The organism is Streptomyces sp. KR80, from assembly GCF_052245555.1.
Classification (GTDB): Bacteria; Actinomycetota; Actinomycetes; order Streptomycetales; family Streptomycetaceae; genus Streptomyces.
This window is the reverse complement of sequence record NZ_JBQQCD010000019.1, coordinates 18,310-32,055: the sequence shown is the minus strand read 5'-3', so window position 1 is coordinate 32,055 and position 13,746 is coordinate 18,310. Positions and strand designations below refer to the sequence as shown.

Below are 13,746 nucleotides of genomic sequence, written 5' to 3'. Positions count from 1 at the left end.
TGCGGTTCTCGCGAGGGCGAGCGCCGGGAGGGGATTGATGCGGATTTCTCGTCGCCGGCTCAGTGGGTTGGCCGGAGCTCTGAGGATTGGTCCATACCTTAACTCTTGACAAGGAAAGAGGTCTAGTCCAGCCTTCGTTGACGATGAGCAGCAAGCGCCATCGGAAGTCGTGCACAGATCACGCCCGGGCCTTTGCTCCAGCGCACAAATGATTGCCTCCCGGTCCGGGTGCCATGCCACGTAGCACTCTCCAAGGAGTCGATCATGCGCTGGACCAGGATATTCGTTCCTTTAGTAGCGGCAGCCACCGTGCTTGTGCCCACCGCGCCCGCACAGGGCGCGATGTCGGGCACGGCTGACCGGGCGCCGGCGCAGGCCGACCGCAGCTGGAGTACCTATCACTGGGGGCGCAGCGGCGCCGTCCAGGCTGGGGCCGAGGTCGACCCAGTACCGAGCCCCCGGTCCGGCGGCGTACACGGGACCATTGTCGGCGGTACCCCCACCACCACTGATGAGTACCCGTGGACCGTCATAGTCAACGCCGGCATGTTCCTCTGCGGCGGGACCCTGGTTCGGCCCAACAAGGTGGTGACCGCCAAGCATTGCGTCACGTTCTGGGGCGGTCCTTTCGATCCGTCCTCAGTCCGGGTGACTGCCGGCCGTACCGACCGGACCACCAACGCAGGGACCGTCGTGGGGGTCAAGGACATTTGGTTGCACGGGAGCGTGGAGGAAGGGGCCGACATCGCCGTACTCACCCTCGCCTCCAACCTGGACTACAAGACGCTCGCCCTGCCCGCACAAGGCGAGGCGCCGCAGTACAACGAGAAGTCACGCATCCTCGGCTGGGGACTTACCGCGGAAAACGGTTCCGCCTCGCAGGTCCTGCGGCAGGCCGAGGTCCCGGTCACGCCGGACAGCGCGTGCCGAGCCGCCTACGGCGAGCGGGTGGACCTCGGCCTTGAGTTCTGCGCAGGTTACGAGGCCGGCGGAGTGGACACGTGTCAGGGCGACTCCGGTGGACCGGTGGAGCAGAACGGCAAGCTCATCGGCGTCACGTCGTGGGGCGAGGGCTGCGCCCGCCCGGGCAAGTACGGCGTGTACGCCCGGGTGGCGGCCGTGGCGGACGAGATCAAGGCCCAGTTGGACGGCTGACCGCACCGGTCACCGCGGCCCCTTTCCGGCACTTGGCGATTGCCTGAAAGGGGCCGCTGCGTGCCCTCCGGCGTGAAGCTCAAGCGCAAGTCGGCGCGCTCGGTGACGTTGAACAGTCCGTGGTCTGCGGCACCCGTTCGTCGCTGGAGGCTGGCTGAGCCCGGCGCGTGTCAAGCTTCGTGTCAACTCCCATCCGTGCAACCTGGGGAGTCGTGGCTCCGTGAGGTGCGCTCCGCGGCGTCGCCGCAGGTAGTGGCCTGGGTGGCGGCGATCGCCATCCTTTTAATCCATTGGTTGTGGGTTCGAGTCCCACACGGCCTACCGTGCGCAGGCGCGGTGAGCCCCCTCTGACCTGCTACGCAGCGCCCTGGCTGGGCTGGACCGGCCGGGGCGCCGCGGTTTTCCGGTGCTCGTGCGTGAGCGGGCGTGCCGTACGGATGCCGCCGTGCCGGCAGCCGCAGCGACCGGTGTCCGGTTCTTCGGATGCGTCGGCTCTGCGTCGTCGGCGCCGCCGATGGTGGAGCGGCTGCCGGTCTACCCCAGGGTGGCGAGGTGGTCGGCGGCGCCCCCGCGCCACTCGACGAGGAAGAGGGTTGCGTCGTCGCTGGTTCTGCCGCCCCGTTCCTCCTTCAGGGTGTGGGAGAGGGTGCGCACCACCGCCCGAACTCCCTTCTCCGTCCGCCCGATGCGGTTGACCCAGTCGATGAGCTGTTCCTCGCCGAATTGCTCCCCGCCGGCTTCGCGCTCCTCGATCACACCGTCGGTGAAGCACAGCACCTGGTCACCGCGTCGGAGCGTCAGCTCGCTGATCTGTGGCTGTTCACCGCCGAAGCCGACCGGCAGGGTGGTCGCGCTCTCCAGCTGTTGGACGACCTCGTGGTGGCGGATCAGCAGCGGTGCGGGGTGGCCCGCGTTGACCCATTGCAGCTGGCCCGTTGTGATGTTCAGGCGCATCATCTGCGCGGTGACGAAGTGGTCGGGCCCGAACTGCTCGGCGATCGCCCGGTCCATGAAGGCGTAGATCTCGGACAGGTCGATGTTGGCGCGTCTGGCGTGCCGGTACGCGCCGATGGCGACGGTTGCCATGGTGGCGGCGTCCAGGCCGTGGCCCATCGCGTCGAGCGTGGCCGTGTGCAGGATCTCGTCGTTGAGGGCGTAGTCGAAGCTGTCGCCGGCAACGCTGTAGGCGGGCTCGAGGATTCCGGCCACGGCGACCTGCGGGACGGACATCGCCAGCGGGGGCAGCAGAGACCACTGGATCTCCGCAGCCACGGTCATCGGTTCGAGGCGCCGGGCCTGGAAGAACTGATCGGTGTAGCTGTGCTTGGTCACCAGCATGTCGGCGACCAGGCCGGCGAGCCTGCGCAGGAGTCGCCGGTCGTCGTCATCGACGGTGTGGAGGGTGAGGGCCATCACTCCGACCTGGTCGCTGCCGTCCAGCAGTGGCAGGTACATCCGGACGCCGTCGGCCTGGGATACCTCGACGGGGGTTGCCTGCAGGAAGGCCGTGCCGGCGTGGGAGTCGCTGATCGGCTCGGGCTGCCCGACAGTCATTCCCCTGCCCGGCAGCGGCACCAGCATCAGCTGGCCGTAATCCTGCAGGAGGATCGAGAGGTCACCCCCACCGACCCTGGCCACCTCTTCGGCGATCAGCGGGGCGATCAGCTGGGGTGGCATCTCATGTGCCCGGTCCAGCAGCACCCCCAACAAACGCTCACCGAATCCTTCGGACCGGTTCACCCCGCTCTTGCCGGGCTGCCGCTCACCCCCGGCCATATCCGCGATCTTTCACCACAGTGGCCCCGAACTCGTCACCATGCCGGGCCCGGCGCACGCGGACCCATCCGGAGGTCTCAGCGGGGGGATCCGCCTCGATGACCCACTTGCGCGATCTGTCCACACGGGCTCCTGGCACGACCGTCATCAACCTGCACAGCTTGACGGGGCCAACCGGCCCTAAGAGCCCATTACGCCAAGGGCGGCATGTCACACCCAGCCGTGGCCGGTCATGGGCGACGACGAACCGCCCCTCCACGCCGGTCCTGGGTCACCCCTGCGGTTCGGCCCGCAGGGGTGCTCCTACCGCGTGGAGGTGGCGCAGTGCCTGTCGGTACGAGTCCAGCAAGCTCGTCTCGGCGTAGGGCAGGCCGAGTTCGGCGCAGTGGGCACGAACCAGGGGCTGGGCGGCCGGCAGGGCGATCCGGGGCATGCTGGGGAACAGGTGGTGCTCGATCTGGTAGTTCAGGCCGCCGAGCACGAAGTCGGTGACACGCCCGCCCCGCACGTTGCGCGAGGTGAGGACCTGGGCACGCAGGAAGTCCGGGCGCTCGTGCTCTTCGGGCATGGCCATGCCCTTGTGGTTGGGGGCGAACGAGGCTCCCATGTACAGGCCGAAGAGAGCCTGCTGTACCAGGACGAACACCAGCGCCTTCAGCGGCGAAAGGACCAGGAGCACAACGGTGAGATACGCCGCCGCGTGGATCAACAGTGCCAGCGCTTCGACTGCCAGGGGAGCAGGAGCACTCGTCCTGCCCTTGCGCAGCGCCCGGACCGTGTCCACGTGCAGCGCCCAGCCCTCCAGCAGGAGCATCGGGAAGAACAGAGTGGCCTGGTGGCGGGTGATGAAACCGGCCACACCCGTGCGCCTGGGAGCGTCCTGACCGTCGAAGACCACGGCGCCGGCCTCGATGTCGGGATCGCGGCCGATCTGGTTGGGATGGGCATGGTGACGGTTGTGCTTGGCCACCCACCATCCGAAACCGAGACCGATGAAGAGGTTGCCGAACACCAGCCCCATCATGTTGTTGGTCCGCTTGCCCCGGAACAGCTGGCGGTGGCCGGCTTCATGGCCGCGGAATCCGCACTGGGTGAAGGCGAAGGCCAGCACAGCGGCGACCGCCAGCTGCCACCAGGAGTCGCCGATCACGAGGAAAGCCGCCCAACCGCCGGTCAGGAGAAGCAGCGTGCCGGTCAGCGCCGTAGCGGAGTGCAGCGGTCGGTGCCGCAGCAGCCCAGCGCTCCTGACCCGGCGGGAGAGCAGCGCGTAGTCACTGCCTGTGGGTCGCTCTCGGAGCGTCGTGCGCCCGCCCGGGCTGTTCCCGGAGGGGTCGGCCTGCGGGGCCGAGGAGGTTCCGGTCGGCCCGCGCGTGGACACGCGAAGTTGAGCGAAGTCTGAGGAATCCATAGATCTCGATCCTGATTGATGTAGCGGCACACGGATGCGGGCAGCTCTTGCGGTGCCGTCGGGGGGCCAGCCCTAGCGGGCCACCAGGGAGTGGACGAGGATCATGACGGTCAGCCGGTTCGCCCGGCAGGTGCTCGGACCGCGTCGTCCTCTGCTCGCGCGGTTGTGTCGAGGCCGTAGTGGCCACAACGCGGGCCTCCCTGGGCGTCCAGACGCCCTCTCCGGGGTTGGTGGGCCCGCCCCGTGTTGTGAACCGCCCAGGATGGCGGCACCGCAGCCGCCATTGCGGATTGCCCTGGGCACTACCACCGTACTCCCCTCACGCCGAAAGCCCGTTCCCGTGCGGCCCGGCACCGGCAGGTGCACTCCACAGCCCGGAGGCGAGTACGGTGGCGATACCCCGCGCACCTCGGGTGCCGTCATCCGTTGCGGCGCCGACCGCGGGGAACGGCAAGGCCGGAAACATCGGGTCTGGGAGAGGGCCCCACCCGCCGGTCACCGCGTATCGCGCACCGAGTCGTCGGCTCGCCGCCGGGCCCGCGACGGCCCAAGGAGAGCAGTACAGCCACTGCTCCCTGAGCACTACCGAACAAGCCGGAAGATTCCTGGCCCACGCCCGGAATCGCTCCGGTCCCGCGCCCATGTGCAAGAAGGAGTGCTGCCTGATGTATTCACCTGACGCCATCTCAAACCGCCGTCACCGGCGCACCGAGCCGACCGAGGAGATGATTGCCGGGCTGGTCTGCATCATCTGCCGCACCGACTACCGGCGGTCACCGGGCACGGACGCGAAGGTGGTCTCGCACCACAGCGAAGAACAACTGCTCGCCTGCGAGGGGGTGTGCGCACGCATGGCGACCGGCTCGGTCACCGGTCTCGACGAGACACCCCTCACGCTGGCCGAGCGCATGCACAATTACGGGGTCGAGCACTGATGAGATGATCACGGCACGTCGCAGGAACGCTCGATACGGCGGCTCCGGGGCCCGAACCCATGCGCCGACCAGGTGGCGGACACGAAGAGATAACCGACGAGTACGCCGAGCCACAGCATGGTGCCGCCACCTGGCGTCCGAGCGGGCTGAGGGCATCCCGCCAGACCGTCTCGTAGCCGAGTTTCCGCGGCCTCTTGACTCGCCGTCGACGAGTCGAGGGCCTAGCGTTGAGCTGGGGCGTAGCGTCTTAGAAGGTGACGGGCATGGCATCTCTTGCTGAGCGGAAGGCGTACCGCGAGAAGATCATTCAGGCGCTTTACAAGGCCGCAGAAGGGAATCGCCTTCTGGGGATCACTGGGACAAAGCTGCGTGACGATCTCGGCATCCCCGACGCGGATATCGCCGCCGCCTGTGCGTATCTGGAAGGCGAAGATCTGATCACGGTCGACTGGGCGGCGGGCAATACACCCGCCATGGTCATGCTGACGCACCAAGGTATCCGCTTCATGGAGGCCAAGGAAGAAGAGCAGGCTTGACGCAGTGCGCCGGGGTCGCTTTGCGGTCAGGCTTCACGTCGGTTCGCCGGGCTCCCAGTCGGTGCTTTGCTCGGCCACGGACTGTGCGTGCACGGGATTGATGCTGGTGTCGATGAGAATCTGCTCGGCCTGTCTGACGTTGTCGACCTGCACGGCCCTGGACATCGCCTCCCGTGCCGCCGACGGAGTCGCCTCGGGCGGGACCACCAGCAGCACGAAGTGATCTTGATCGCCACGGGTGATGAGCACCGTATCGTCGCCGACCGGATACGAATCGATGGGTACGACCCGGTCATCGATGATCAGGTGCAGCGGGACCTCGCCCCAGGCACTCGTGTCCAGGCCGACGCGAGCGATGTGGCCCAAATGCCTGGTCAAGGCAGAGATCAAGCCGGGCAGCTGAGCGCCGACGTCACGGGAGCGCGGCCACCACGCACCATCGAGAATTCCTCCGCGAGTCCGAGTCGTCTCCAGCCTCAGCAGGAGCGCGCCCGGCTCCACGCGCCGGTGAATCGCATTCGGCAGCAGCTTGGGGCGGGGTGAGTTTTGGGAGTTGGCCATCATGGTGCGCCGCCCGTCCGCGGAACCCGGCAGGGCCCGCTGACCGTCCGGAACGACGTCGGCACGGCTGCCGACGTGCGGGGCGTCCTCGGTACTCCCCTCCACGGTACGCCGCGGTGAGGCCGTCCCGGCTGTGGCTACAGTCGTGAAACCCACAGGCCGATCAAGGCCCGGCCGGGTCTCGACCGGAGTACGCTCGAGGTACTGGGAACTTTCGGACGCCGGCTTCCATGTCGGGGTCGTTCCTGGTGATCAATTATGCCGGGCAGACGGAAACGCGCCCGGAGTCAGGTCCGCGTTATGACCCTGACCATCGACCACACACCGACAGCTGACGGGCGCGTGTCCTCACCACCGGTCCGGCTGTCCCTGACCCCGGTGGATGTCGGTCCAGGTCTTCTGGACGGCGCCTGGTGGCCTTACTCCCGCGACCTCGCACGTGAACTCCCCGCGCTGGTCGACGTACTGGATCGCCGCTGGGGGCGGATCACTCGGATCGCGGTGAACCCGGCATTCTGGCCGGTGATCCCGCGGAAGGTGCCCGTCGCCGGGCACGTGGTGCACGTGGGCTGGTTCGCACCTGAGCAGGACCCGCACAAGCTGCTCCTGCTCTCCTACACCACGGGCCGCTGGGACCTACTGGTGATCCCGCCCGAGAGCGGCGAGGCCGCAGCCGCCCGGCTGATGGCAGCCGCGATCGAGCCGCGGGGCCGCCTCACCGCCAGCAGCCTGATGGCGGACGAGGAGGCGCTCAGCGCCGCGGAGAACGAGCGTGGCCGGGAGGCGGAGTGGGAGTCCGAAGGCGGTCCTGCGCCGTCCGATCCTGCGAATCCGGCCGGGCTCGCCAGCCCTGTCCAAGGGATGTGAGAACGATGACGACCGCCATCACCGTGGCCGTGATCCTCGCGATGATCGCCGTAGGAGCCCTCCTGATCCGCGCTCTCAACGGCCAGCACGACCAGCGGATCGCAGCCTTCCGGTACAGCGATGTCCTGCCGTACCGACGCCGCCGGGCCACCGGGCCCCAGGAGGACACCACCGGTACCGCCGGTCCGTCTGCCGGTCAGCCCGTGGGAAGTGCTCGCGGGGAGCGACCGGGCAGGAGCCGTCGACGGCTGCGGTCCGCGAGGCAGCCGGCAGGAGGCGTGATGGGCTCGCGCAAGCTGCTCGCTGCCCCGGGCCGGGTCACCACTTCGGACCGAGAGCCACCCACCAGGAGTTCGGACGCATCGGCAGCCCCGCTCGGGCTCGCCGAGGTCCGCATCGTCGCCGCGTCGCCCGAAGCAGCTCGGAAAGTGGCCGAAGCGCTCCGCCGCCGCTTCGCCAGCACTGAGCAGCGCAGCTACCCGGCGGGCCACGACGGCAGCACGCGGCTCCACCTCACCGTGGACACCACGCATCGTCCCCAGGCCCTGCAGTCGTTCCATTCCGGAGTGCTCACCGACCACTCGTCCGCCACCGAGCGGCCGCACGCCGACGAGGCCTGAGACAGGCGTACCGCTCCGGATCACCTGCTGAGATCACCCCACCCGTGACCAGACCAACGTGTTGGCGCAACAGCGAAAGACTGAGGTTGTGCTGAAGGCCCACCTTGAGGAATGCAGGTGGGCCTTGAGCATCTTGCGTTACTCGAGGCGTTCTCCGAGCTTGGCCGACTGCCGTTCGTCGGTAGGTTTGGCGGCGGTCGGAAGCTGAGCTGCGTGGCCTGGCGTGATGGGTGGCGTGGGATTGCGAGATTACGGCTCCCCCCACTCGGGCGGCTCCAACAAAGCCGCACACGTGCGTCCGATCCACTGCCTGCGGGCTACCAGCTCGGAAGCCTGAGTAGTTCGAAGCGCATGCCGGGATTGCTGCACGGGGTCTGAAGCTCGTGTGGATGCCCTCGCGGTCCGCGAGCAATGGGACAAGGAGCATGCCGGCCACGGCATTTGGGGACCGGGCTCGAGCTGAAACGGGAGTTGTGATGGGTTCCGCGATCTCGTCGTGAGGGAATGGAGAACAGAAAGGAGGGTGGCGCGATGACTGCCAACCTGATCTGGGGCGGATTGCTCCTGGCCGGTCTCGTCTACGAGATCATCGCCCTGTTCAACACCCGGGCAGGGGACACTCTTTCTGAGCGCGTGCGCGAATGGTTCCGGGTGCACAGCCGTCCTGGACGCGCGGTATTCGCCCTTACCTGGACCGGCTTTGCGGTGTGGTTTCTGGCGCACATCCTGGCCTGAGCGGATCGTCCGTCCCGGAATCGGCTCGTCATTCGCCGCGTGAAGTATGCGCGGGAGACCCCGGCCGTCCGCTTCGGGACTCGGACGACCGGGGTCGAGGGCGCGCCGACGGCCCGTGGGGTGCCATCCCGCCGGCGGCCCGTCTCAGGAGGGGTGTGACTCACACCTCACCCTGGATTACGTGGCGCACCGCTCATGCGTTCGCGGTCGTGCTCAGTGTGCGGGCGCCACGCTGCTGCCTCATGGAGGAGAGCCCGCCCGCACTCGGCGCGGGTCCCGGCGGGCGGGCGGTTTTCCCCGATCTTTGTGGGAAGTTGTGACGAGGCACTCGACTGTGTCGGTCGAGATCCCGTGCGCCTGAGGTAACTGCATCCCCGCTACCCAGGGCAAGCGAATGCCCACGAAATCTCGGTAGTTGCTTCGGTACCGAGAAGGGATGGGGGACGAGCGTCTGCCGTCGTCAGGTTCCGATGCGGGCTGGTGAAGGCTGCCGAACAGCGGGCTCAGCGGGCTCATCTGACGATCTCTCGGTACCGAAATCTCAACCGAAGTCTTTAGCCGATGTGCTTGCCGGGCTGTTGACGGTTCGTTTGTGTTCCGGAGCAACGGCAGGCAATGCGGCGGAGTTCAGCACCGCCACCGTCCATCGACGGTGAAAGCAGGCGCCGTTACTCGAAGAGAGAAGGGAAGGCACCCCGATGTCGACTCCCAACGGCCATATTCGCGTCATACCCCTCTTCCGCCGCGGCGCCATCCGGCCGAGCAGTGACCGGCTATCAACCGCTCCGGCCGGGCCCGATAGGAACGCCGGTTTCGGCCTCGGCCTTGCCGCGACGCGGGTGGAGGCGATCAGGGACCAGCGCGGCCGGGTGGCGGAGTCGTCGTAGTCGTCCTCGACAGCTGTGCCAGCGCCTCGGCCACCTCCGGCACGTACGGGGCGAAGATCCCGAGGTCGGTGGCGCGAGCGAAGGCCGGATGGTCGGCGTACGCGTCGAGTTCCCTGAGCGCGCGCAGGCCGTAGTAGCCGGTGCGGGGGGCCTCGACGTCCGCCGGTGGTGCCGGGTGGGTCAGGGGCCGTCCCTCCACGACGGCCTGGAGGGAGCTCTGGAAGAGCTGGTGGCAACTGTGCACCCCACGCATCAGGACCTGGTGATAGCGGGCTTCCGGAGCGATGGGGAAGCGCTGTTCCGCCAGCACACGGCCGGTGTCGATGCCCGCGTCGACCTCGTGCAGCGTGGCGCCGTACTCGACGTCACCGTTCAGCAGGGCGAAGAGCACGGCGACGGACGGCAGTCCGCGGTGTTGCGGGAGCAGGCCGTTGTGGATGTTGTAGATGCGCAGGCCGGAGTCGAGCACCGGAGCACGGAAGATCATCCGGTTGTTGATGGACCAGACGATGCCGTCGGTGCACGCGTCGGCGAGCCGGTCGGCATGGGCGTTGATGTCGACGACGACCGCGTACGGAGCGGAGCTCCGGGCCAGGGACGCGGCGTCCTCCGAGTCGTCCGAGCACACCAGGTCGACCTGTTGGCCGGTGGACAGGGCGAACTGTACGGCGCGCCCCAACAAGGCGCCCCGGCCCACGAAGATCATACGTCGGCCTCCGTCCGCCGCCTCAGCGCCAGGCCGACAGCGGCGCATACCCGCTCCAGGGTGAGGTCGTCGACGAGGTGCTCGAGCTCGTCCATGAACTGCGCCTCCTGTCCGGGGTCCAGCACCTCGGAGGCGACGGCGGACAGCATCTCCAGCACCGCAAGGGAGTCGCCGCCCAGCTGCGTGAAGTCGGCGGCACGCCCCAGCAGTCGGCGGTCCACCTGGAGGATGCGGGACCATATCCCGGCCACCCGGTCCTCGACGGCGGACATAGGCGGCCCGGGGTCCGTGCCGGCGGTAGGGGAGGCGGCCGGGGCTGCGACCGTTTCGCTCGGTACCCCGACGAGTTCGGAAGGTGCCGTAGACGGGTCGGGAAGTGCCGTGGACGGGTCGGAAACTGCCGTGTTCCGGTCGGGAACTCCCGCGTACGGATCGGGAAGCGCCGCGAAGTCGACCTTGCCGCTCACCGTGCTGGGCAGGTCGGCGACCGGCAGCACAGCCGCGGGCACCAGGTAAGCGGGCAGCTGCGTCGCGAGGTACTCGCGTAGTACGGCGCCGAGTTCGGCCGCGGTGGTCGAGGGCGACGGCTGCCCGGGATCTTGTGCGACTGGCCCGGCATCGGCACGGAGCGCACCGTTATCCGCACCGGCCGCACGGACCTCGGGCGTGTCCTCCACGACGTAAGCGCACAGCGTCGGCCCCGCACCGTCCGGACGCGTGCGTACGGTCACCGCCGCCCGGCGCACGGCCGGATGGCCCTCCAGCGCCGTCTCGATCTCGGCGGGTTCGATCCGATGCCCAGCGATCTTGATCTGGTCGTCGGTCCGTCCGACGAACTCGATGCCGCCGTCCGGCAGTCGGCGGCCGAGGTCACCGGTCCGGTACCTGCGCACGCCGTCCTCGCCGACCACGAAGCGCTCGGCGTCGAGATCCGGCCGGCCGAGATAACCGCGGGCCAGCTGAATCCCGGACACCACGATCTCGCCGACCATACCCGCCTCCTCCAGGCCGACCCGCCGCCCGGCGGAGGCCATCAACTCGACCTGCGCATAGGGCCCGGGGTGCCCGATGGGGACGGCCGGGCCCGGTTCCGTGCCGTCCAGCACATGGGCCAGGCAGGCGACCGTCGCCTCGGTGGGACCGTACGCGTTGACGATCCGGCAGTCGGCGCCGAAGCGGCGGCGGGCCCGGTCGGCGGCGGTGACGGTGAACTGCTCTCCGCCGATCAGCAGGGTGCGCACGTTCCCGGGTGCCAGATCGAAGCGCTCGATCAGATCGAGGTGGGACGGCGTGACGGCGACGGTGTTCACCCGGCCTTCGTGCAGCACGTTCTGCAGCGCGGTACGGGTCGGCTCGCCGGGGAGCAGCACCACTGCCCCACCGGCCAGCAGTGGCAGGAAAACCGGGAAGCAGGTGATGTCGAAGGCGTAGGAGGACAGGAAGGCGAAGCGGGTGGTGGCGTCGATCCGGCACAGCTCGGCGGCCCAGCGAAGGAAGCCGGCCAGGCTGCCATGCTCGATCTGCACGCCCTTGGGGCGTCCGGTCGAGCCGGAGGTGTGGATGATGTAGGCGAGGGATTCCGGGGCCGGTTCGGGCAGCCGCACGCCGGGGGCCGGGTCGTCGGGGATGTCCTCCATCGCCACCACCGGGCACGTCGCGGCGGCCGCGATACGGCGGTGCAGATGACGCTGTGTCAGGCAGACCGTCACGCCCGCGTCACCCAGGACCTGTCCGATCCGGGCGTCCGGGTGGTGCGGGTCGAGCGGCACGTACGCGGCACCTGCCTTGAGGATGCCCCACAGCGCGGCGACTCCGGCCGGCGAGCGCTCCACGACCAGGCCGATCCGGGCTTCGGACGCGATGCCGCGGCGCAGCAGCTCGGCGGCCACGGCATCGGAAGAGCGGTCCAGCTCCGCGTAGCTGACCTCTCCCTCCGGGCCAACCAGCGCGGGTGCGCAGGGCGTACGGGCCGCCTGGTCGCGGAACAGGCGCACCACGGTGGTCTGCGGCGGCGACGCCGCCGGGGCAGCTGCTGTGATGGTCGTTGACCGGGCTGCGGCGACGGCCGTCGTGGAGGCAGCCGCTGCCGGCTCGCCGAGTGCCGCGACCAATCCGTCGAGCAGCGCGTCCGCGCGGGCGGCCAGGTCTCCGCCGCCCTGGAATCCGACGGTCAGTTCGGTGCCCACGGCGGTCTCGACGGCGACGCAGGAGACCGGCACCAGGGGCGCGTGCACCGGCAAGGCGTAGACCGAGGTGGCGGTGAACCCCGGGCCGGAGCACGCGGCGAGGTCGATCCGGCCCAGATGCGAGACGATCGCCGAAGCGAGGTGCCGGCCGTGGCGCTCCGAGACGGCCCGCCCGGCCCGCAGCAGCGCGGCGGACACGGCCAGCGGCAGGCGGGCGAGACCGGACTCGAAGCCGCCTGCCAGTTCGCGGCGTTCGTTCAGGGCGCGGAGCAACTGCGCCTGGGCGGTGCGCCAGTCCTCCCGTGCGTTCAGTCGCAGGAATACAGGGAGGGTCAGGTTCGCGGTGGAGGACACGTCGGGCCGGTGCCGCCGTAAGTCCACCGGAATCATGATCCGGGCCGGTACGGCGGTGGCGTCCGCCAGTGCCTGGGCGAGCCGCGCGGTGAGCGCCGGGTGATGTCCCGGCAGCGTACGGCGCCGCCACAGCGCGTTCCGGGCCGCGACCCCCCGCGCCGTCGGACCCGCCTGCGGGTCCGTCGTGGCCAGCGGGGACGGCTGGTCGAGCAGCAGGGTGGGACGGCGGCCCGTCGCCCTCAGCTGAGCCAGCAGCGCGTAGTCGGTCTCCGTGGAGTGTGCGGGCCGCGGATCCTCACCGCGGAGCGCCCGGAAGATCTCGGTCGCCCAGATCAGCGCGCCGTGCCCGTCCATCACACCGTGGAAGACCCGGAAGGCGAGCGTGGTGGGCCGCCCGGGTGCGCCGGGCAGCAGCACGACCTCGCAGCTGGGGCCCGCGTCGGGGTCGAGCGGACCTCGCAGTGCCTCCGCACTCTCCGCACCGACAACTGCCTCTGCACCTGCACCTGCCTCCGTGCCTTCCCTCGCCTCCGCACCGCCAAGTGACCCCGGGATACGGAGCCGTTCGGAGCCCGAGTGCCGCCCGGCGACGGGCCCCGGGGCCGGCGTCCCGACCACCCGCACCCGGGGCGCCAGGCCGGAGTCGCGCCAGATCCGGCCGTCCCGTACCAGCCGTGAACCGGGGCAGGCCCGCGCGGCCGTCGCGACCGCCGCCCGCAGCTCCTCGGTGTCGAGCGTGCCCTCCCCCTCGACCACCAGCTGCAGCACCATCCCGGGGCCCAGTCGGCGGGCGGCGAGGTAGAGCCATTCGGTGGGGGAGACGCGGCGCCGGTAGACGCCCGGGCGATCCCCGGGATGATCCACCTCGGGTACGTCCAGGGCGGCGCCACCGTATCCACCCGTTCCGGCAGCCTTCGCGGCCCGGTCTGCTGCGGTGCTTGCTGCGGTGCTGTGACGAAGTGTCATTGCCGTATCCCCGAGTTTCCGAGTTCCTGCTACGTGGCCGGTCGTCCGGCCGCC

General features: G+C 69.4%; 11 protein-coding genes. 6 read left to right on the top strand and 5 right to left on the bottom strand.

Annotated elements, in window-relative coordinates:
• The first annotated feature begins 264 nt into the window (after positions 1-264).
• Complete coding sequence (locus tag ACTWQI_RS23780; RefSeq protein ID WP_443273559.1) at positions 265-1,155, top strand: S1 family peptidase; 891 nt, start codon at positions 265-267, stop codon at positions 1,153-1,155.
• Between the two features lie 534 nt (positions 1,156-1,689).
• Here ACTWQI_RS23780 and ACTWQI_RS23775 read toward each other — a convergent pair.
• Positions 1,690-2,931 carry a PP2C family protein-serine/threonine phosphatase gene (locus ACTWQI_RS23775; RefSeq protein ID WP_443273557.1) on the bottom strand — a complete coding sequence of 414 codons (1,242 nt, stop codon included), beginning with the start codon at positions 2,929-2,931 and terminating at the stop codon, positions 1,690-1,692.
• Positions 2,932-3,202: 271 nt separating this feature from the next.
• Positions 3,203-4,339: a fatty acid desaturase family protein gene (locus ACTWQI_RS23770; RefSeq protein WP_443273555.1), complete on the bottom strand. Its 1,137-nt coding sequence runs from the start codon at positions 4,337-4,339 to the stop codon at positions 3,203-3,205.
• 665 nt (positions 4,340-5,004) lie between these two features.
• On the opposite strand from ACTWQI_RS23770, the gene ACTWQI_RS23765 reads away from it, so the two are divergent.
• Complete coding sequence (locus ACTWQI_RS23765; protein ID WP_443273553.1) at positions 5,005-5,274, top strand: hypothetical protein; 270 nt, start codon at positions 5,005-5,007, stop codon at positions 5,272-5,274.
• Between the two features lie 263 nt (positions 5,275-5,537).
• Positions 5,538-5,810: a hypothetical protein gene (locus ACTWQI_RS23760; RefSeq protein ID WP_443273552.1), complete on the top strand. Its 273-nt coding sequence runs from the start codon at positions 5,538-5,540 to the stop codon at positions 5,808-5,810.
• A gap of 33 nt (positions 5,811-5,843) precedes the next feature.
• Here ACTWQI_RS23760 and ACTWQI_RS23755 read toward each other — a convergent pair whose 3' ends face one another.
• A complete protein-coding gene (locus ACTWQI_RS23755; protein ID WP_443273677.1) occupies positions 5,844-6,371 on the bottom strand; it encodes a DUF5994 family protein in 528 nt (175 codons plus the stop codon).
• 300 nt (positions 6,372-6,671) lie between these two features.
• Between ACTWQI_RS23755 and ACTWQI_RS23750 the strand changes: the two genes are divergently transcribed.
• The 3 genes from ACTWQI_RS23750 (at position 6,672) to ACTWQI_RS23740 (ending at position 8,593) form a co-directional block, all read left to right on the top strand.
• Complete coding sequence (locus ACTWQI_RS23750) at positions 6,672-7,238, top strand: DUF5994 family protein (protein WP_443273550.1); 567 nt, start codon at positions 6,672-6,674, stop codon at positions 7,236-7,238.
• A 395-nt stretch (positions 7,239-7,633) separates the two neighbouring features.
• Positions 7,634-7,858 (top strand): hypothetical protein, encoded by a 225-nt coding sequence (locus ACTWQI_RS23745; RefSeq protein WP_443273676.1) that lies wholly within the window; start codon positions 7,634-7,636, stop codon positions 7,856-7,858.
• Between the two features lie 531 nt (positions 7,859-8,389).
• Entirely contained in the window at positions 8,390-8,593 is a 204-nt protein-coding gene (locus ACTWQI_RS23740; protein WP_443273549.1) for a hypothetical protein, read from the top strand.
• Between the two features lie 849 nt (positions 8,594-9,442).
• Here the strand turns inward: ACTWQI_RS23740 and ACTWQI_RS23735 are convergent.
• Together ACTWQI_RS23735 and ACTWQI_RS23730 are read right to left on the bottom strand one after the other, a co-directional pair.
• Complete coding sequence (locus ACTWQI_RS23735) at positions 9,443-10,186, bottom strand: formyltransferase family protein (protein ID WP_443273547.1); 744 nt, start codon at positions 10,184-10,186, stop codon at positions 9,443-9,445.
• Positions 10,183-13,692, bottom strand: a complete 3,510-nt coding sequence (locus ACTWQI_RS23730; protein WP_443273545.1) for an amino acid adenylation domain-containing protein — start codon at positions 13,690-13,692, stop codon at positions 10,183-10,185. The genes ACTWQI_RS23735 and ACTWQI_RS23730 overlap by 4 nt, the downstream gene beginning before the upstream one ends.
• Positions 13,693-13,746: the final 54 nt, after the last annotated feature.